The organism is Sphingobium sp. L-44 (assembly GCF_056859495.1).
This window is the reverse complement of sequence record NZ_JBSXOQ010000112.1, coordinates 46563-64817: the sequence shown is the minus strand read 5'-3', so window position 1 is coordinate 64817 and position 18255 is coordinate 46563. Positions and strand designations below refer to the sequence as shown.

Below are 18255 nucleotides of genomic sequence, written 5' to 3'. Positions count from 1 at the left end.
GCATGACGCGGCGCGACGCAGGGCGGAACAGGGCGTGAGACTGGACTTTTCGTGGTGACGGGCCCTTTGCGATGACCGACATCCCCATGATCGAGACGCCGTCGCCCAATTATGACGAGCGCAGCCTGCCGATCACCATGCTGGTGCTCCATTATACCGGCATGCCGGACGCGGCGAGCGCCATCAACTGGCTGGCCAATGCCGAATCCAAGGTGTCGGCCCATTATGTCGTGACCGAGGATGGCCAGATCATCCGCATGGTGGCCGAGGACAAGTGCGCCTGGCATGCGGGCCGGTCGCACTGGCGCGGCATCGACGATGTGAACAGCGCCAGCATCGGCATCGAGATCGTCAATCCCGGCCATGAATGGGGCTATCGGCCTTTTCCCGAGGCGCAGATGGGATCGCTGATCCCGCTGGTCCACGACATCGTGCAGCGCCACCGGATCACGCGCGGCAATATCGTCGGGCACAGCGACATCGCGCCTGCGCGCAAGCAGGATCCCGGCGAGCTTTTTCCCTGGGGGCAACTGGCGCGGCTGCGGCTGGCGCTGCCGCGACCGACCAGGAATCTGATGGACCCGCACTGGACCGACAGCGGCTTCATGCTGGCGCTCGAACGCTTCGGCTATGACATTGCCGAGCCGGAACCTGCGGTCGTCGCCTTCCAGCGGCGCTTTCGCCCCGAACTGATCGATGGCGTCATCGATGGCGAATGCCGGGCGATTTTGCTCGCCCTGCTGCTGCCCAAGCCGACAGGGGATGACTGACCCGATTTTTGCGCCTATAGGCGCCTGTGCCAGAGGGCCGGGCGGCCGCGGCGTGGCGGGTAACTTCCACGGCGAGGAAAGTCCGGGCTCCACGAAATGACGGTGCCGGCTAACGGCCGGCTGGAGTGATCCAAGGGACAGTGCAACAGAAAGCAGGTCACTAAGGCTTCGGCCCAGTGAAATTGAAAGGGTGCGGTAAGAGCGCACCGCGTCTGCGGCAACGCAAGACGGCACGGTAAACCCCACCGGGAGCAAGACCGAATAGGGGCGGCGCGCAGCTTGACTGCTAGGTCTGTTTCGACTGAGACCGCTCGGGTTGGTTGCTTGAGGGACGGAGCAATCCGTCCCCTAGAGGAATGGTCGCCTATCCCCCTTTGGGGGTGGACAGAACCCGGCTTACAGGCCCTCTGGCATTTCCCCTGTTGCGAGGTTATCGCAATAACCGGTCCGTGGTCTTGGGGGGATTCGGTTTGCGTAACAGATATTTGGCCTTGCTGATGGCGATGGCCGCCATGCCCGCTATCGGCCATGCGACGCAGGATGCGGCGCCGGCAGCGCCGGCCCCCGCGCCCGCAACTGGCACGATCCAGCAATTGTTCGAGCAATCGACGCAAGCCACCGAGGCGGCGGATTATCCCCGCGCGCTTGAAATCCTCACCGCGCTTGAAGGCCGGGTGGTGCGCAATCCGCGCAGCCTGGCGATCGTGCGCGTGCGCAAGGCGATGGTGCTGGCGGAACTGTCGCGCTGGGCCGAGGCGCGCGACTTGCTGAACCAGGCGGCGCCGGCCCTGCCCAGGGATGATACCAGCCTGTCGACCGACCGCTATCGTGCCGCCTACACGCTGGGGCGCGTGTCGATGGGCGACCTCGACTATGTCGGCGCGCTGGCCCATTTCAGCGCGGCGCTGGCCGAAGCGGAGGGGCCGGCGGCGCGCATCCAGGCGCTGCTGGGGCAGGCGCAGGCCGGTACGTTCGTCGATCCGGCCGAAGCGCTGAAGGCCGCCGAAGCGGCCAATGCCATTGCGGTGGCGGACCCCAAGATGTTCGACAAGGCGTCGCTGGCGCATATCGACCTGATCCGGGGGCGGGCGCTGCTCAATCTGGGCCAGTTCGATCCTGCGGAAAAACTGTTCGCGCGGGCGGTGAAGCAGCAAAGCGGGCTGACCACCAGGGTCGATTTCAATGATCTGGTGACCCGGTCGGATGCGTCGATCGCGGCCATGCTGGCCGGCCATCGCGACACGGCGCGCAATTATCTGGTCTATACCGGTGCCGGGCGCATGCCGCAGCAGGACTTCACCCAGGGCGCGGACATGACGCTGCCGCGCTGCGGCGAGGATGGCGTCCAGCCCGAGGATTATGCCGTGGTGGAATTCGGCATCAGCGACAGCGGCGCCGTTTCCTATGCCCGGCCGGCCTATGGATCGCGCCCCGGCCCGTCGGCGCTGGCGTTCGCGCGGGCGGTGCGGGACTGGTCGTGGCGGCCCGATGACGTGAAGAATATCCCGGCGCTGTTCCGGTTCGTGACGCGGCTGGAACTGCGCTGTTCGACCGCAGAAGGCGGCCCGTCGATGCTGGCGGGGCCGACCAAGGCGCTGGGCGACTGGCTGGAGGCCAGGCGCGTTCCCGGCCCGGTGCTGGACAATGTGCCGATGACCCGGCAGCGCGCGCTGCTGTTGCAGCAGGCCCAACTGATCCGCAGCCAGAAGGGCGATGCGGCGGTGGAACTGGTGCCGGTGCTGATCCCGCTGCTGGCAGGATCGATGGCCGCGCGCGAGGATGTCGAGACCTATGGCCCGCTGCTGCGCCGGGTGGTGAGGACGGCGGATGCCCCGCCGCTGGCGCAATTGCTGGTCGACCGCCTGGTCCATGATGCCGCCGAGCATGTGGATATCCGTATCCGGCCTGATTCCCCCTATGCGTTGCGCGCCGCCGACTATCAGGCCGATGCCGATGCACGGGCGACCTTTGCGATCCTGGCCTATGATGATCTGAGGCCCAGGGAAAAGGTCGGGTCGCAGGCGCTGCTCAACGCGGTGATCGATGATGGCGCCTTGCCGGCCAATGACCCGCTGCGCGTGGCGGCGCTGGTGCGGCGCGCCAGCCTGCAGGCGACCGGCGGTAATCTGGAAGCAGCACGGGCCGATTATGCCGCGACCGGATTGTCGGCGCAGCAATGTTCGATCGTCGATGCCAAGCCCAGCCTGCGCAGCGCGCCGGTGTCATCCGCCGATTATCCCACGGACATGGTGTCCGTCGGGGTCGAGGGATGGACGCGGGTTCAGTTCGACATTGCGGCGGACGGCACGACCCGCAACCAGCGGGCGGTCATCACCTATCCACCGATGATCTTTGGCACCAACGGCACGAAGATCGTGACGCGGGCCAAATATGAGCAAAGCTATCGCCCCGATGGTGGCCTTGGCTGCGGCGGCAACATGCAGGGCGTGACTTTCCGCCGTTAATCCCGGTGCAGGGCTGGCTTTCCGGGCGCGGCTTCCCTAATTTGGTCCGATGGCAAGACAGAGCCGATCCAATGACTGGGGTTTTCCCCGCTGGCGTGCCTATGGCGCGACGCGGGAAGCGCAGCGCGTGCGCATCTGCGACCGTTTCGGCTGTGACCAGCCGGGTAACTGCCCCGCGCCCAAATCGCCCAACAGCCCGGACCGCTGGTATTTCTGCAGCGAGCATGCGGCCGAATATAACCGCAACTGGGACTATTTTCAGGGGCTGGACGAGGAAGAGCGGGCCGAGCGCGAGCGCACCGAACGGCGCGATGCCGGCGGCTATCAGTCGAGCGCCCATCATGGCTGGGGCGGTCCCGGCGACGGCAGCCGGTCGCGCGACGAGATGCACGCGCTGCAGGCGCTGGGGCTGGAGGATGACGCCGATTTCGAGGCGGTGCGCAAGAGCTGGCGCAGCCTGGCCAAGGAATATCATCCCGACGTGAAGCCGGGCGATGCGGAGGCGGCGGTGCAGTTCCAGACAATCCAGGCCGCCTATGAGGTGCTGCGCGCGGCCGAAGAACGGCGCACCTGGAAGCCGCGGGGCGCCAGCGATTGAAGGATCATGTCCGGTCCAACTGGCATAATGCCGTGCTGGTCTGCCGCAAATGCTCGAAGAAGCTGGACGGCGGCTTTGGCAAGGATGGCGAGGAGCGGCTGGCCAAGGCGCTGCGGCGGCATTTGTCGCTGAAGAAGGGGCGCAAGGCGGCGGCCGGCATCATCGAGGTGAATTGCCTGGGGGTCTGTCCCAAGGGCGCGATCACGGTGGTCAATGGCGCCGCGAGCCGCGACTGGCTGCTGGTGCGGCCGGGGGCGGATCTGGACGCGCTGGCGACGGCGCTGGACCTGCCGGCGCAGGCGGAACCACAGAATCCGGGCTGACTTACGCAAAATGCGTAAATCCGGGCGGGCCTGTTAAGCCTATCCTTACCAACATTTCCTAGGGGGGATGCCATGCGGATATGGCTTCCTTCCTCGCGCGGTGCGGTGCTGCTGGCCCAGCTCGCGATCATCCTCCTGGGTCTCGCCCTGCTCTATGGCAATCCGCCGGCGCAGGGGCGCATCCTGCTGATCCCGATGACGGCGGGTGCGCGCGCGCATCTGGTGCCCGATGCGGTGGCGCATGGCGCCCGGCTGGTGGCGAGCGGACGCCTGCCCGGATCGATGGTGGTGGAGGGGCAGCGCGACGCGCTGCTGCCCTTGTTGCGGGGCGGTATCTTGCCGCTGCGCGCCTTTGCCGCGGCCTGTGGCGAACCGGTGGGAGGATTGGCCTGATGGCGTTCAACAGTCTCGAAAGCCTGCGCCTGCATGGCCTGCGCATCCTGTTGCTGTGCAGCCTGATCTGGACCGTGCTGATCGGCATTGGCGGCATGATGATCGGCAATGAGCGGGCGGCGCCCGCCATGCTGCTGTCGGCGCTGGCCAATATCCTGCCGACCTGGATGGTGATGCGGCGTCGCAACGACCTGGAGGTGCGGCTGGTGATGGGGACGCTGGCGGCGGTGCAGCCGGCGATCACCCTGTTCCTGCTGAGCGGCCATGTCTGGCAGATGGACGCGCACATGTATTTCTTCGTGGCGCTCGCCTCGCTGGCGGTGCTCTACGACTGGCGGCCGATCCTGCTGGCGTCGATGCTGATCGCGCTGCATCATCTGGTGCTGACCTATGTCGCGCCCAATTGGGTGTTTTCGGGGCAGGCGGAGATCGGCCGGGTCATCATCCACGGCTTTGCGGTGGTGCTGCAGGGCACGATCCTGGGCTATCTCAGCATCAAATTGCATGGGCTGCTGCTGGCGCAGGATGCGCATGTGGCGGACACCGCCCGGCTGGCGCGGGAAGCGCAGGCGGGACGCAATGCGGCGGAATCGGCGATGAATGCCCAGCGCCAGTCCGACGCGCGCGAGGCGCATCTGCGGATCGAGCGGGACGCCGAAAAGACACGGATGGCGCAGGACCGGCGCAGCGAGACGCTGGCGCTGGTCGGCGCCTTCCGCCAGTCGGTGGCGGGCGTGGTGAGCGCGGTCAGCGCGGCAACGGGCGAACTCAAGGAATCGGCCGGGCTGCTGCATGATCTGGCGCGCCGCGCGAGCGTGGGCACGGACGAGACGATGGCAGCGGCGGGGCAATCCTCGGCCAGCGCGGCGGTGTTGGCGCGGCGGATCGAGCAATTGTCCGAATCGATCAGCGCAATCGCGGCGGCGGCCAGCCAGCAGGCGAGCCTGGGCGGGGAGGCGCAGCGCGTGTCGGTGGCGGGGCATGAGGCGATGCAGGCGATGGAAGGGCGCACCGCGTCGATCACCAGCTTCGCCGATTCGATCACGGAGATTGCCGCCCGCACCAATTTGCTGGCGCTCAATGCCACGATCGAGGCGGCACGGGCCGGCGAGGTCGGGCGCGGTTTTGCGGTGGTGGCCGGAGAGGTGAAGCAGCTGTCCAACCAGACGGCGAGTGCGACCGGCGAAATCCAGTCGCTGGCCTCGTCCGCGCGGCAGGGGGCCGGGGTGGCGCAGGAAGCGCTGTCCGAGGTCGCCGGGAGCGTCGAGGAACTGGCGCAGGCGGCGCAGGCGATCCAGCGTGCAGTGGCCGACCAGCGCGATGCGACGGCGGCGATCGGCCAGTCGGCGCGCGATACCGCCCGCGATGCCGATCATATGGCGCAGCGGATGGCGACCGTGGCCGATGTCGCGCGCAATACAGAAAATCTGTCCGATCGCGTGTCGAGCGCGGCGGCCGGCCTGTCGCGCACCGCGCAGGAGTTGCAGCGCGCGACCGACCTGTTCGTGGCGCAGCTGGAAGCGGCCTGATCGCCGGTCAGCCGGCGCGGGCTATCTGGCCGGTCGCCCCGTCATCGACGGAGCGTGCCAGCGGGTAGAGGATGCGCTCCTCCCGATCGATCCGCCGGGCAAGGGCATCCAATATCCGGCCGCTGTCGGCGCAGAAGCCGCGCCAGTCGCGGGTGATCCGATCATCCGTCCAGGCGGCCATGTAGCGGGCGAAGCTCTCGGCCAGCGCGCCGATCTCGGCCTGGATGCGCGCGGCGGTGGCGCGGACGCGATCGTCGCCCTGGCGCTGGAGCGCGGGGTAGAGGATGCGATCCTCCAGCGCGAGATGGGCCATCAGCTTGCGCGCCAGTTGCCAGCGCAATGCGCTCACCGCCTGGGGCTGGTCGGGATCGGCGATCGCCTGGCGCAGTTGCGCGGCGATCAGGGCGATCTCCTCATGCTGGGTGCCAAACTCGTCCATGTTCATCGCGATCATCCTCCCTGCCCCGTGCGATCATGCGTCGGCCGGCGTTAAGAGGGGATTGGAGCGCAGGGCGGGCAAAGCGCGCAAAGCCTGTAAAAAAGAAGGACCGCCCGGCGCCTGCGCACCGGACGGTCCTTCTGTCATCGATCCTGTGGATCAGGCCCCATCGGAGCCTGTCGCGATCAGGCCGGCTGGTCGGCGCGGCTCGCGCCCTGGCCGTCGAGGTTCTGGGCAGCGAAGTCCCAGTTGATCGCTTCCTTCAGCAGCTTTTCGGCATAGGCCGGGCGCAGGTTGCGATAGTCGATATAATAGGCATGTTCCCACACATCGAGGATCAGCAGCGGGGCATGGCCTTCATGCGCGACGGGGGTGTCGGCGTCATGATAGCTGGTCACTTCCAGCTTGCCGTCCTTCAGGATCAGCGCGGCCCAGCCGCTGGCGAAGTGGCCGACGGCCTCTGCTTTGAGCTTCTCGATCAGCGCGTCGACCGAACCGAAGGCTTCCTCGATCTTGGCGAGCAGTTCGCCGGTCGGGGCGGTCTTCACCGGCGACAGCGAGTTCCAGTAGAAGGTGTGGTTCCAGATCTGGCCGACCTGGTTGAACAGGCCGCCCTTCGACGACTTGATCAGCTCGACCAGCGACTTGCCCTGCAGGCTCTCGTCGGCGGCGACCAGTTCATTGGCCTTCACGACATAGGCATTGTGATGCTTGCCGTGGTGGAAGTCGAAGGTTTCGACCGACAGGATGTCGCCAAAGGCGTCCTTGGCATAGGGAAGATCGGGCAGAACAAAGGCCATGGCGGAACTCCTCGGGTTCGTTATGGGGCGGCTCGCAGCGATGCTTGCGATGCCGGTTTATCATATGGTCCATGCGGGGCGTGGACGCCTCCGTCGCTTCCCATATGCGCACCCAACGCCCAAGAAAACCAATATGTGCCTATTGCGAAACGATCGCAGAAACAGGCGGTTGGCGGGGCTTTCGGGCGATGACGGCCGGGCAGGGCCGGGGCGGCTTGCTTGACAGGCGGGACGGGGCCGAACATGATCCCGGCCATGCCGTTCAAGGTCATCTTTGCACGCTTCCGCCATCATGGGGGACAGCTTCTCGCGGGCCATCCGCCCCGGACCTGACAGGCGCGCTGCCGGCAGGTTCGGGGCACCCTTCTTGACGCTTTGCGCCCGAGGACCGGGCGCGCACCCCTATCAGGAAGTTTTCCCATGACCCTGCAACAGAAGTGGGCGGCCGTGCCGCCGATCCATATCGTCGAATCCGAAGCCGACATGATTTCCGACCTCGCCTGGGCGGCGCGCGACCGCTTCCCCGATGTCAGCCAGTTGTTGCTGGAGGAAGTCGGCCGGGCGCAATTGTGCAGCCGGGCGGCGCTACCGGCCGATGTCGCGGCGATGGGATCGACCATCCTCTATCGCGATGGTGCGCGTGGGGCGCCGCGCCGGGTGGAACTGGTCTATCCCAGCCATGCCGATGTGGCGCTGGGCCGGATATCGATCCTGACGCCGGTCGGCGCCGCGCTGATCGGGATGCGGGCGGGCAATGCCATATTGTGGCCGGACCGCGACGGCCATCTGCGCGACATCATGGTGGACGAGGTGGTTCAGGCGCAGGCCTGAACCACGCAGGTCAGCGCTTCGTCAGCCCTGCGGCGGGGTGGTTTCGCCCACCTCGTCGCTGTCGAGGCCATCGTCCAGGGTCAGGCCGTGGCGCAGCAGCATCGGGATGTTGGCGCCGGCGAACACGACCGAGACGATGGTGACGCCCCAGACCTTGACCGCGAGCCAGGTGTCGAAGCTCATCGACCGGCGCATGAGTTCGTTGGCGACCGCCATGGCGACGAAGAAAAGGGCCCAGTTGCGCGACAGCTTGCGCCAGCCTTCCTCGGTCAGCCCGTCATAGGCGGCCTGGAGCAGATATTTGAGCAGCGGCTTGCCGCGTAGCAGCCCGGCGAACAGCATCAGCGCAAAGAAGGCGTAGATGATGGTCGGCTTCAGCTGGATGAAGCGCTGGTCGTGGAAATAGATGGTGAGGCCGCCGAAGAAGAGGATCAGCAGCGCCGAGAGCCACAGCATCGGCGAGACCCGGCCGAGCTTCACCTTGGAGATGATGACGGCGATGACGATCGCGGCCATGAAGGCGGCGGTGCCAAAGCTCATGGCGGTGATCGGGTTGCCCGCACCCCAGAACCAGCCCGCGCCCTTGTAGCTCAGGAAAAAGACCAGCAGCGGCCCGAAATCGAGCGCGAGGCTGAGGCTGCCGCCATGGGCGGGCTTCTTGGCGTCAGCGGGCATAGGCTGTCCCCGCGATCGCGCGTGCCATGTCGCCGGCATCGAAGGGGCGCAGATCCTCGATCTTTTCGCCGACGCCAATGGCGTGGATCGGCAGGCGATATTTCTCCGCCGCCGCGACCAGCACGCCGCCGCGCGCGGTGCCGTCGAGCTTGGTCATGACCAGGCCGGTGACCTGTGCGGTTTCCTTGAAGACTTCGATCTGGTTCAACGCATTCTGTCCCGTGGTGGCATCGAGGACCAGGACAACGTCGTGCGGGGCGGCCGGGTTCAATCGGCCGAGCACGCGGCGCACCTTGGCCAGTTCGTCCATCAGTTCGGTCTTGTTCTGCAGGCGGCCGGCGGTGTCGACGATCAGCACGTCGATGCCGGTGGCCGTCGCCTGCTTGACCGCGTCGAACACGATGCCGGCCGCGTCGCCGCCTTCCTTGCCAGCGACGATGGGCACGCCGAGGCGTTCTGCCCAGACCTTCAACTGGCCGATCGCGGCCGCGCGGAACGTGTCGCCCGCCGCCAGCATCACGCCATAATCCTGTTCCAGGAAATTATTGGCGAGCTTGGCGATGGTGGTGGTCTTGCCCGATCCGTTGACGCCGATCACCAGGATCACCTGCGGGCGCGGAAAGGCTTCGATCTCCAGCGGGCGGGCGACCGGGGCCAGCACCTTCTCGATCTCCTCCGCGATGATCTCGCGCAGATATTCCTCGGTCAGTTCCTTGTTGTAGCGCCCTTCGGCCAGGCGATCACGAACCCGGCCGGCCATGACCGGGCCGAGATCGGACATGATCAGGGCTTCCTCAATCTCGTCGAGGGTCTGGTCGTCGAGTGCGGCCTTGGTGAAAAGGCCGGTCAGATTCTCGCCGAGCTTGTCGGATGTGCGCTTGAGGCCGCCGAAGAGGCGGTCGCGCCAGCTGGTGCCGGTGTCAGTCATTATTGCGCCTCTTGCGCGATCAGCGCGCCATTCTCAAGGCCGCTGATGCGGGCCGCGACGATCGTGGAGGGGGGCTGGGGCGTGGTGAAGCGCACCGGCGCGAAATTTTCGGCATGGCCCGACAGGCCATTGCGTTCGACCAGCACCGACTGGCGGGTGCCGACCAGCCGGGCGAGCCAGGCGTCGCGCTGCGCCGCGCAGGCATCGCGCAGCAGCGCGGCGCGCGCCTTGATGGTGGCGCGATCCAGCTGGGGCATGCGCGCGGCGGGCGTGCCGGTGCGCGGCGAATAGGGGAAGATATGGCCATGGACGATGTCGCAATCGGCAACCAGCGCCAGGCTGTTGGCGAACATGGCATCATCCTCGGTCGGGAAGCCGGCGATGATGTCGGCGCCGATGCTGATGTCCGGGCGGACGGCCTTCACCCGCTCGACGATGCGCACGGCATCGGCGCGGGCATGGCGGCGCTTCATGCGCTTCAAGATCATGTCGTCGCCCGCCTGCAGCGAGAGATGCAGATGCGGCATCATCCGCGGCTCATGGGCGATGAGGTCGAACAGCCGCTCGTCAATCTCGACGCTGTCGATCGAGGAAAGGCGCAGCCGGGGCAGGTCCGGCACATGGCGCAGCAGTCGTTCGACAAGCTGGCCGAGCGAGGGGCTGCCCGGCAGGTCGGGGCCATAGCTGGTGACATCAACGCCGGTCAGCACGATCTCGCCATAGCCCGCGTCGACCAGTTGCTTCGCCTTGTCGATCACCGCGCCGGCGGGCACGGAGCGGCTGTTCCCCCGGCCATAAGGGATGATGCAGAAGGTGCAGCGATGGTCGCAGCCATTCTGCACCTCCAGAAAGGCGCGCGCATGTTCGGCAAAGGCGCTGGCCATGTGCGGCGCGGTGTCGCGCACGGCCATGATGTCGGAGACGTTGACCTTATCCGCCACCGGGGCGAAGGCGGCTGCCTCCAGCTTCTCCCGGTTGCCGATCACGCCGTCCACTTCCGCCATGGCGGCGAAGGTCTGGGGTTCGGTCTGGGCGGCGCAGCCGGTGACGAGGATGCGGGCGTCGGGGCGGTCTCGCCTGGCGCGGCGGATCGCCTGCCGGGTCTGGCGCACGGCCTCGGCCGTCACGGCGCAGCTGTTGACGACGATCAGGTCGTCCTGTGCGCCGGCCATTTCGCGAATAGCCTCGCTCTCCGCGATGTTGAGCCGGCAGCCCAGGGTGATGATGTCGGGACCGGGCACGGTCAGAAGCGGTCCCAGTCCGCCTCGCCGTCGAACACATGGGTGGCGGGGCCGGTCATGCGGATCGTGCCGCCCGGTGCCCAGTCGATCTCCAGGTCGCCGCCCGGCAGGCTGACCGTCACCGGGCCGGCCATCAGCTTGCGCCGGATCGCCGCGACGGCGGTGGCGCAGGCGCCGGTGCCGCAGGCGCGGGTGAGGCCGGCGCCGCGTTCCCAGACGATCAGGCGCAGATGCTGCGGGCCGACGACCTGCGCGAAATTGACGTTCACGCGGGCGGGGAAGAGCGGATCATGCTCGATCAGCGGGCCGAGGCGCTCGAAATCGACCGCGTCCAGATCCTCGACGAAGAAGATCACATGCGGGTTGCCGACATTGACGGCGGCCGGCGCGGGCAGGTCTTCCCAACTGGCCGACATCGTCAGCGTGTCCATCGGATAAGCGAGCGGGATCGCGTCCCAATCGAAGCGGGGCGCGCCCATGTCGACGCTGGCGCCGCCGTCCACGCCCTTGGCGTCGAGCAGCCCGGCCCTGGTCCGGATCAGCACGTCCTTGCCGACGAACAGTGGCACGCAGCGGGTGGCATTGCCGCAGGCTTCCACTTCCGAACCGTCGGAATTGAAGATCAGCATCGACACGTCGGCCTGGTCGCCGGTCTCGGCATCGCCGATGACGATCAACTGGTCACAGCCGATGCCGGCATGGCGATCGGCAATGGCGCGGGCGCGCGCCTCCGTCATCGCGACCGGCGCTTGGCGCGCGTCGATCACGACGAAATCATTGCCCAGACCATGCATCTTGGAAAAGCGGCTCATCATGGCGCCGCATTTAGTGCGGGACGGGGCAAAAGACCAGCGGTCAGGCGTTCGGGCCGCCGATGATCGCGGCATAGGTGGCCGGATCGACATTGGCGCCGGAGATGACGAGGGCGGTGGCGCCGTCGGTGGGCGGGGCGAGGCCGGCAAGCATGGCGGCGAGCGCGACTGCGCCGCCTGGTTCGACCACCAGCTTGAGCATGGTGAAGGCGAAGCGCATCGCGTCGCGCACCTGATCGTCGCTGACGACCAGGCCGCCGGCCAGCAGGGCATGGTTGATCGGGAAGGTCAGCGCGCCGGGGCTGGGCGCCAGCAGCGCGTCACAGATGCTGCGCGCGTCGGGCGAGACGCTTTCGCGCACGCCGCTGGCAAGCGAGCGGGCGGTGTCGTCGAAACCGGCGGGTTCGACCGCATAGACGCTGATGTCGGGGCGGGCGGCCTTTACCGCTGTCGCCGTGCCCGCGACCAGCCCGCCGCCACCGCAGCAGACGAGAATCTGCTTGAGGTCGGCGCCGGCGGCCTGGGCCTGCTCCAATATTTCGAGGCCGATCGTGCCTTGGCCGGCGATGATGAAGGGATCGTCGAAGGAGGGAACCAGCGTCGCGCCGCGTTCGGTGGCCAGGGCGGTGGCGATTGCCTCACGGCTCTGGGTGAAGCGGTCATAGGGGACGACCTCGGCGCCGAGCGCACGGGTGTTGGCGGTCTTGATCGCAGGGGCGTCGGCCGGCATCACGATCGTGGCGGGAATGCCGAGCAGGCGCGCGGCAAAGGCGACGCCCTGGGCATGATTGCCCGAGGACCAGGCGACGACGCCCGCCGCGCGTTCCGCAGCGTTCAGTCGGGCGAGGCGGTTATAGGCGCCACGGAACTTGAACGATCCGCTATGCTGGGCGCCCTCGAACTTCACCAGCACCCGCCGGCCGCAATGATCGTTGAGTGCGGCATTCTCGATCAGCGGGGTGCGGACCGCCGCCGGCGCGATCAGCCGCGCGGCATCGGCGACGTCGGCGGCAGTGATGGCAAGCGAATCGGTCATTTGGCGTCTCCCGGTAAGAGGCCCCTGCATAGCCGCCCGCCGGCGCCGCGCAACGATCCGCCGGGGCGATCCTGGCCCGCTTGGCAGGGCTTGTGCTTTGGCTTATGGGGGCCGCGCGCCGGGGTAGTCAAAAGCCCCGGACGCGCATGATCGCGCCGGTGCCCGCAAGGGCTGAAAACGGGAATGCGGTGCGGGGGGCGCAGCCCTTCCAAATCCGCGGCTGTCCCTGCAACTGTAAGCGGTGAGCGCGATGCGCAGGGTTCCCAGGCTCTTCAAAAGGGGAGGGCCGGAACCGGCCACTGGACCGATAGGTCCGGGAAGGCTGGCGCATCGCTGCCCTGACCCGCGAGCCAGGAGACCTGCCGGCGTCTGGTCGCTCTTGCCCTGGCCCAGGGGATGGCCATGGCGCGGTGTTTCCGTCGAGCGACGCCCATGGCGGCCGGGGCCGCATCGGTGCGTGGGGCGGGGCGCTGGCGTCTTCCCGATCCTCACGCAGCGACCGCTTGTGCGGACGCCCCGGTTCCAAATCGACGGACGCCGGGGGACGATAAAATGAAGACGTTGGGGATTTCGCTGATCGCGCTGCTGGCCGCTACGCCGGCATTGGCCCAGGATGACGATATCGTCGTCACCGCTTCGGGCATCGCACAGCCGCGCGACGAGGTCGGCCAGGCGATCACGGTGATCGATGCCGACACGATCAGGACGCGCCAGGCGGTCGATGTCGTCGACCTGCTCGCCACCACGCCGGGCGTCCGCTTCAGCCGCAACGGTTCCACCGGCGGTGTGACCGGCGTGTCGCTGCGCGGCGCGGAGACGACCCAGACGCTGGTGCTGATCGACGGGGTCAAGGTCAACGACCCGAGCGGCATCGGCGACGGCTATGATTTCGGCCATCTGTTGACCGGCAATATCCGCCGGATCGAAGTGCTGCGCGGCTCCAACTCGGTGGTCTATGGCAGCCAGGCGATCGGCGGCGTGGTCAATGTGATGACCGGCGCGCCGAGCGAGGGTTTCGAGGTCAATGCCGCGGCCGATTATGGCTATAGCGACACGTTGAACGCGAAGGCCGATGTGTCGGGCACGCGCGGCGCGGTGTCGGGCGGCGTGGGCGTCGCCTATTTCAACACCGACGGCATTTCCTCGGTCGGCCGGTCGTTCGGCGGCGTCGAGAAGGATGGCTATGAGAATATCGCCACCAATGCCAAGCTGAAGATCGCCTTTTCCGACAGCCTGAGCCTCGACCTGCGCGGTTACTATATCCATGCCGATCTCGACTATGACAGCTTCTTCGGCGCGCCGGCCGACAGCAGCGACGTCAGCAAGCTGGACCAATATGTCGGCTATGCCGGGATCAACCTGGCGCTGCTCGACGGCAAGCTGACCAACCGCGCCGCCGTTACCTGGATGCGCAACGACCGCGACTATTATTTCGTGCGCGGCACCGACCCGGACTATGGCTATTCGGGCACCAATCTGCGCTTCGAATATGAGGGCGTCTATGCCCCGGTGGATCAGGCCAAGCTGATCTTCGGCTATGAGCATGAGCGGCCGGACTATGAGTATTTCGGCTTTGGCGACATAGCGAGCGCGAAGGCGAATATCGACAGCGTCTATGCGCTGGCGGTGGTGAAGCCGCTCACGGGCCTGGCCGTCACCGGCGGGCTGCGCCATGACGATCATAGCCAGTTCGGCGGTGCGACCACCTTTGGCGCCAACGCCAATTACACGCCGAATGCCGGCGCGACCAATATCCGCCTCTCCTATGGCGAGGGGTTCAAGGCGCCGTCCCTCTATCAGCTCTACGACACCTATAGCGGCAACAGCGCGCTGCGGCCGGAGCGGTCGAAAAGCTATGATATCGGCTTCGACCAGAGCCTGGACGGGGACAAGGCTATGCTGTCGCTGACCGCCTTCCGGCGCGATACCCGCAACCAGATCAATTATGATTATGCGACCTACACCTATGGCAATCTGGACCGGACCCGCGCCAAGGGCGTGGAAGCGACGCTGACGCTGAAGCCGGTCGAGGCGCTGACGGTGGCGGCATCCTACAGCTATGTCGATGCGCGCGACCGGTCGGGCGGGGCCACCGACGGCAATCGCCTGCCGCGCCGCGCCGCCAATGCGGTCAGTGTGTCGGCCGACTATCTCTGGTCCTTCGGCCTGTCTACCGGCGCGACGCTGACCATGGTCGGCGACAGCTATGACGACACGGCGAACACGCGCCGGCTCGACGGCTATGCGCTGGCCGGGCTGCGCGCGTCCTTCCCCGTGGGCGACCATCTGGAAGTCTATGGCCGGATCGACAATCTGTTCGATGCGGATTACGCCACGGCCTATGGCTATGGCACCTATGGCCGGTCGGCCTATGGCGGCGTGCGTGTCCGCTTCTAAGGAGCGGCGCGCATGAGCGGGCGGCGGCATCCTCTGTTGCTGCCGGGGCTGATCGCCCTGCTGCTGGTCGCGGCTATCGCGTCGGTCGCGCTGGGATCGGTGACGATCGCGCCGGCCCGCATTCTGGCGGTGCTGGCCGGCGGTGGCGACATGGTGGCGCGCGCGATCGTCATCGACCTGCGCCTGCCGCGCATGGCGATCGGCCTGCTGGTTGGCGCCATGCTGGGCCTGTCGGGCGCGGCACTGCAGGGCTATCTGCGCAATCCGCTGGCCGAACCCGCCGTGCTGGGCGTGTCCAATGCGGCGGCGCTGGGGGCGGTGATCGCGCTCTATTTCGGCCTGTCCGAATTGCATCCGATGGCATTGCCACTGCTGGCGATCGTCACCGCACTGGCGGCGATCGGCGCGCTGTTCCTGCTTGCCGGGCCGTCGGAAAGCCCGTTGACGCTGATCCTGGCGGGTATCGCGGTCGCAACGTTGGCGGGGGCGGGGATCAGCCTGGCACTCAACCTGTCGCCCAATCCCTTTGCCGCGATGGAGATTATGAGCTGGCTGATGGGCAGCCTGGAAAATCGCAGCATCGACCATCTGCTGCTGGCGCTGCCCTGCATCGCGGTCGGTGCGGCGCTGCTGCTCTATGACGGGCGCGCGCTCGATGCGCTGACTTTGGGCGAGGATGGCGCGCGGGCGCTGGGCGTCGACCTGTCGCGGGCGCGGCTGCGGTTGATGGCGGGGGTGGCGATCGGTGTCGGCGGCGCGGTGGCGGTGACCGGATCGATCGGCTTCGTCGGCCTGATCGTGCCGCATCTGGTGCGGCCGCTGACCGATCGCTCGCCGTCCGCGCTGCTGTTGCCATCCATGCTGGGCGGCGCGGTGCTGCTGACCCTGGCCGATATCGGCGTGCGCGTCATCCCGACCAGCAGCGAGCTGAAGCTGGGCGTGCTGACCGCGATCCTGGGCGTGCCGGTCTTCCTCATTCACCTGATGCGGGAGCGGCGGCTATGGTGACCCTGTCGACCGAGCAACTGGACGTCCGGCTGGGCCGCCATCTGGCGGTGCGCGGCGTCGACCTGACCATGGCGCCGGGGCAGTTGATCGGCGTGATCGGCCCCAATGGCGCGGGCAAGTCGACCCTGGTGCGGGCGCTGCTGGGGCTGGTGAAGCCGGCCGCCGGACGCGCGCTGCTGGACGGCACGCCGGTCGAGCGGCTGTCGCGCCAGGCGGTGGCGCGGTCCATCGCCTATCTGCCGCAGGGCCAGACCTTGCACTGGCCCCTGGCGGTCGAGCGGCTGGTGGCGCTGGGGCGCTTGCCGCATCTGGGGCCGCTGTCGCGCCTGACCGCCGACGATGAGGCGGCGATCGAGGATGCGATGGCCCGCGCCGATGTCACCGGCTTCAAGGGGCGGATCGCCACTGAGCTGTCTGGCGGCGAGCGGGCGCGGGTGCTGCTGGCGCGGGCGCTGGCGGTGGGTGCGCCGGCGCTGATCGCCGACGAGCCACTCGCCGCGCTCGACCCCGGCCACCAGATCGACGTGATGGCCTTGTTGCGGGCGCAGGCGCAGGGCGGGGCGCTGGTCGTCACGGTGCTGCACGACCTGGCCATGGCGGCGCGCTATTGCGATCGGCTGTTGCTGATGGATGGCGGCGCGCTGGTGGCGGACGGGGCGCCGATGGACGTGCTGACGCCGGAGCGGCTGGCATCCGTCTATGGCGTCGCCGCGCGGATCGACGTCAGCGACGGCCTGCCGCTGATCGTGCCGACGACGCGGATTTGATCCGTAACGAAAAAGGGGGCCTTCCGGCCCCCTTTGCTTAGTTGCCGAAGCCGCGTGGGGCGGGATCGACCACGCTGATCGTGCCGGCGCCGACCTCGCTCACTTCCAGTGCGCGTTCGGCGATGCCGTTGCGGTTGAAGCGGAAGGCGCCGTCGATGCCGGCAAAGCCGCCCGGATCGCGCAGGCGCGCGGTGGGGAAGGGCGCGCCCGGCTTCCAGTCCTGGGCGATCCGCACCGTCAGCAACACCGCGTCATAGCCCATCGACGACAGGCGGAAGGGCGCGCTGCCATAGCGGGTGCGATATTTGGTCGCGAGCTGGCGATAGAGGCCATCCGACACGCTGGCATACCAGGCGCCGCGCAGCACGGGGCTGGTGGCCAGCGATTCCTCGGTATTCCAGATTTCGGTGCCGAGCAGGCGGGCATTGGCGCCGCCATTCTTGCGCACGATCGGCGCGACCTGCAGCGCGACCCGGCCGCTGTCCGCGATCAGCAGCGCGTCATAGCTGGACGAGGCCTGCAGCTTCTTGACCGCGGCGGTGATCGAGGCGGGGGTGCGGTCGAAGGTCTGCATCGACACGACCGTGCCGCCGGCCTGTTCGACCGCGCGCAGCAGCGCATTGCCGGCGCGCTCGCCATAGGTGCCGCGCGGCACCAGCGCGCCGAAATTGGACAGGCCCTTTTGACGGGCGAAGCCGATCACCCGCTCGATCGACTGGTTGGGGGTATAGCCCATCAGGAAGATGTTGCTGCCCGCAACGCTGGTGTCGTTGGAGAAGCTGATGACCGGGACATTGGCCTTGGCCGCGATCGGCCCGACGATGCGGGCGTCATCGGCCAGCAGCGGACCCAGGATCAGGCGGTTGCCGTCGGCCAGCGCCCGGTTGGCGGCGGCTGCCGCGCCGGTGGCGGTGTCATAGGTGGTGATGCGGACCTTGTCGGTCTTGATGTCCATCAGCGCCAGGGTGGTGGCGTTGGCGATCGACTGGCCCACGCCCGCATTGGGGCCGCTGGTCGGCACCAGCAGCGCGACGCGGTGGCGCGCGGTGTCGGTCGGCAGGCCCTGGGTCACTTCCGGGCCGGTCGGCTTGGCGGGACCGGTGGGCTGGGCAGGGCCGGGGCCCTTGGGCACGATCGACTGACAGGCGGCAAGCATGATGGTGCTGGCAACGAACAGCCATCGCGCGCTGCGCTTCATCGCCGCGAACATGTTCGCTTGCCGGGGGGCATCCGTCTCTGTCAT

General features: G+C 67.5%; 18 protein-coding genes, 1 other RNA gene and 1 riboswitch. Of the genes, 11 read left to right on the top strand and 8 right to left on the bottom strand.

Annotated features, from left to right (window positions below; all coding sequences use genetic code 11):
* Positions 1–71 precede the first annotated feature (71 nt).
* The 7 genes from AC13EK_RS18625 to AC13EK_RS18595 all read left to right on the top strand — a co-directional run bounded on the left by AC13EK_RS18625 (position 72) and on the right by AC13EK_RS18595 (position 6078).
* On the top strand, positions 72–770 hold the full coding sequence (locus AC13EK_RS18625) for an N-acetylmuramoyl-L-alanine amidase (protein WP_483022321.1): 699 nt from the start codon (positions 72–74) through the stop codon (positions 768–770).
* A gap of 29 nt (positions 771–799) precedes the next feature.
* Positions 800–1185, top strand: an RNA gene (gene rnpB / locus AC13EK_RS18620) — RNase P RNA component class A.
* 82 nt (positions 1186–1267) lie between these two features.
* On the top strand, positions 1268–3235 hold the full coding sequence (locus AC13EK_RS18615; RefSeq protein ID WP_483022320.1) for a hypothetical protein: 1968 nt from the start codon (positions 1268–1270) through the stop codon (positions 3233–3235).
* A gap of 49 nt (positions 3236–3284) precedes the next feature.
* Positions 3285–3833: a J domain-containing protein gene (locus tag AC13EK_RS18610; protein ID WP_004210421.1), complete on the top strand. Its 549-nt coding sequence runs from the start codon at positions 3285–3287 to the stop codon at positions 3831–3833.
* Positions 3806–4156, top strand: a complete 351-nt coding sequence (locus tag AC13EK_RS18605; protein ID WP_069335932.1) for a hypothetical protein — start codon at positions 3806–3808, stop codon at positions 4154–4156. Before AC13EK_RS18610 ends, AC13EK_RS18605 begins: the two co-directional genes overlap by 28 nt.
* Positions 4157–4228: 72 nt before the next feature.
* Positions 4229–4549, top strand: a complete 321-nt coding sequence (locus AC13EK_RS18600; protein WP_004210423.1) for a hypothetical protein — start codon at positions 4229–4231, stop codon at positions 4547–4549.
* Positions 4549–6078, top strand: coding sequence for a methyl-accepting chemotaxis protein (locus tag AC13EK_RS18595; protein WP_069335931.1), 1530 nt, complete (start codon positions 4549–4551; stop codon positions 6076–6078). Before AC13EK_RS18600 ends, AC13EK_RS18595 begins: the two co-directional genes overlap by 1 nt.
* A gap of 7 nt (positions 6079–6085) precedes the next feature.
* On the opposite strand, the gene AC13EK_RS18590 is transcribed toward AC13EK_RS18595, so the two are convergent.
* Both AC13EK_RS18590 and AC13EK_RS18585 read right to left on the bottom strand, forming a co-directional pair.
* On the bottom strand, positions 6086–6532 hold the full coding sequence (locus AC13EK_RS18590; protein ID WP_081331607.1) for a hemerythrin domain-containing protein: 447 nt from the start codon (positions 6530–6532) through the stop codon (positions 6086–6088).
* A 170-nt stretch (positions 6533–6702) separates the two neighbouring features.
* On the bottom strand, positions 6703–7317 hold the full coding sequence (locus tag AC13EK_RS18585; RefSeq protein ID WP_069335930.1) for a superoxide dismutase: 615 nt from the start codon (positions 7315–7317) through the stop codon (positions 6703–6705).
* A gap of 420 nt (positions 7318–7737) precedes the next feature.
* Between AC13EK_RS18585 and rnk the strand changes: the two genes are divergently transcribed.
* Positions 7738–8148, top strand: a complete 411-nt coding sequence (rnk, locus tag AC13EK_RS18580) for a nucleoside diphosphate kinase regulator (RefSeq protein ID WP_069335929.1) — start codon at positions 7738–7740, stop codon at positions 8146–8148.
* A 21-nt stretch (positions 8149–8169) separates the two neighbouring features.
* Here rnk and ispZ read toward each other — a convergent pair whose 3' ends face one another.
* Genes ispZ through AC13EK_RS18555 form a run of 5 tightly spaced genes read right to left on the bottom strand, consistent with a single transcriptional unit; the run spans position 8170 to position 12840 of the window.
* Entirely contained in the window at positions 8170–8823 is a 654-nt protein-coding gene (ispZ, locus tag AC13EK_RS18575; protein ID WP_004210432.1) for a septation protein IspZ, read from the bottom strand.
* Entirely contained in the window at positions 8813–9751 is a 939-nt protein-coding gene (gene ftsY / locus AC13EK_RS18570; protein WP_069335928.1) for a signal recognition particle-docking protein FtsY, read from the bottom strand. The genes ispZ and ftsY overlap by 11 nt, the downstream gene beginning before the upstream one ends.
* Positions 9751–10992, bottom strand: coding sequence for a tRNA (N(6)-L-threonylcarbamoyladenosine(37)-C(2))-methylthiotransferase MtaB (gene mtaB, locus AC13EK_RS18565; RefSeq protein ID WP_069335927.1), 1242 nt, complete (start codon positions 10990–10992; stop codon positions 9751–9753). The genes ftsY and mtaB overlap by 1 nt, the downstream gene beginning before the upstream one ends.
* 2 nt (positions 10993–10994) lie before the next feature.
* Entirely contained in the window at positions 10995–11807 is an 813-nt protein-coding gene (gene dapF, locus AC13EK_RS18560; protein ID WP_069335926.1) for a diaminopimelate epimerase, read from the bottom strand.
* A 40-nt stretch (positions 11808–11847) separates the two neighbouring features.
* A complete protein-coding gene (locus AC13EK_RS18555) occupies positions 11848–12840 on the bottom strand; it encodes a threonine ammonia-lyase (RefSeq protein ID WP_069335925.1) in 993 nt (330 codons plus the stop codon).
* 139 nt (positions 12841–12979) lie between these two features.
* Positions 12980–13221: riboswitch (cobalamin riboswitch) on the top strand.
* Between the two features lie 171 nt (positions 13222–13392).
* Here AC13EK_RS18555 and AC13EK_RS18550 point away from each other — a divergent pair.
* From AC13EK_RS18550 to AC13EK_RS18540, 3 genes are read left to right on the top strand one after another with little or no spacing between them, the layout of a single operon-like run.
* Positions 13393–15237, top strand: a complete 1845-nt coding sequence (locus AC13EK_RS18550) for a TonB-dependent receptor plug domain-containing protein (RefSeq protein ID WP_069335924.1) — start codon at positions 13393–13395, stop codon at positions 15235–15237.
* A gap of 12 nt (positions 15238–15249) precedes the next feature.
* Positions 15250–16245 (top strand): FecCD family ABC transporter permease, encoded by a 996-nt coding sequence (locus AC13EK_RS18545; RefSeq protein ID WP_069335923.1) that lies wholly within the window; start codon positions 15250–15252, stop codon positions 16243–16245.
* Entirely contained in the window at positions 16239–17012 is a 774-nt protein-coding gene (locus AC13EK_RS18540) for an ABC transporter ATP-binding protein (RefSeq protein WP_069335922.1), read from the top strand. The genes AC13EK_RS18545 and AC13EK_RS18540 overlap by 7 nt, the downstream gene beginning before the upstream one ends.
* Positions 17013–17049: 37 nt before the next feature.
* Here AC13EK_RS18540 and AC13EK_RS18535 read toward each other — a convergent pair whose 3' ends face one another.
* Positions 17050–18255: a penicillin-binding protein activator gene (locus tag AC13EK_RS18535; RefSeq protein WP_069335921.1), complete on the bottom strand. Its 1206-nt coding sequence runs from the start codon at positions 18253–18255 to the stop codon at positions 17050–17052.

What these genes read in the sequence shown, in the direction of transcription:
- AC13EK_RS18625 (WP_483022321.1), top strand. Translation starts at nt 72, where the DNA reads ATGACCGACATCCCCATGATCGAGACGCCGTCGCCCAATTATGACGAG.
- AC13EK_RS18615 (WP_483022320.1), top strand. Translation starts at nt 1,268, where the DNA reads ATGGCGATGGCCGCCATGCCCGCTATCGGCCATGCGACGCAGGATGCG.
- AC13EK_RS18610 (WP_004210421.1), top strand. Translation starts at nt 3,285, where the DNA reads ATGGCAAGACAGAGCCGATCCAATGACTGGGGTTTTCCCCGCTGGCGT.
- AC13EK_RS18600 (WP_004210423.1), top strand. Translation starts at nt 4,229, where the DNA reads ATGCGGATATGGCTTCCTTCCTCGCGCGGTGCGGTGCTGCTGGCCCAG.
- AC13EK_RS18595 (WP_069335931.1), top strand. Translation starts at nt 4,549, where the DNA reads ATGGCGTTCAACAGTCTCGAAAGCCTGCGCCTGCATGGCCTGCGCATC.
- AC13EK_RS18590 (WP_081331607.1), bottom strand. Translation starts at nt 6,532, where the DNA reads ATGATCGCGATGAACATGGACGAGTTTGGCACCCAGCATGAGGAGATC.
- AC13EK_RS18585 (WP_069335930.1), bottom strand. Translation starts at nt 7,317, where the DNA reads ATGGCCTTTGTTCTGCCCGATCTTCCCTATGCCAAGGACGCCTTTGGC.
- rnk (WP_069335929.1), top strand. Translation starts at nt 7,738, where the DNA reads ATGACCCTGCAACAGAAGTGGGCGGCCGTGCCGCCGATCCATATCGTC.
- ispZ (WP_004210432.1), bottom strand. Translation starts at nt 8,823, where the DNA reads ATGCCCGCTGACGCCAAGAAGCCCGCCCATGGCGGCAGCCTCAGCCTC.
- ftsY (WP_069335928.1), bottom strand. Translation starts at nt 9,751, where the DNA reads ATGACTGACACCGGCACCAGCTGGCGCGACCGCCTCTTCGGCGGCCTC.
- dapF (WP_069335926.1), bottom strand. Translation starts at nt 11,807, where the DNA reads ATGATGAGCCGCTTTTCCAAGATGCATGGTCTGGGCAATGATTTCGTC.
- AC13EK_RS18555 (WP_069335925.1), bottom strand. Translation starts at nt 12,840, where the DNA reads ATGACCGATTCGCTTGCCATCACTGCCGCCGACGTCGCCGATGCCGCG.
- AC13EK_RS18550 (WP_069335924.1), top strand. Translation starts at nt 13,393, where the DNA reads ATGAAGACGTTGGGGATTTCGCTGATCGCGCTGCTGGCCGCTACGCCG.
- AC13EK_RS18545 (WP_069335923.1), top strand. Translation starts at nt 15,250, where the DNA reads ATGAGCGGGCGGCGGCATCCTCTGTTGCTGCCGGGGCTGATCGCCCTG.
- AC13EK_RS18540 (WP_069335922.1), top strand. Translation starts at nt 16,239, where the DNA reads ATGGTGACCCTGTCGACCGAGCAACTGGACGTCCGGCTGGGCCGCCAT.
- AC13EK_RS18535 (WP_069335921.1), bottom strand. Translation starts at nt 18,255, where the DNA reads ATGACAGAGACGGATGCCCCCCGGCAAGCGAACATGTTCGCGGCGATG.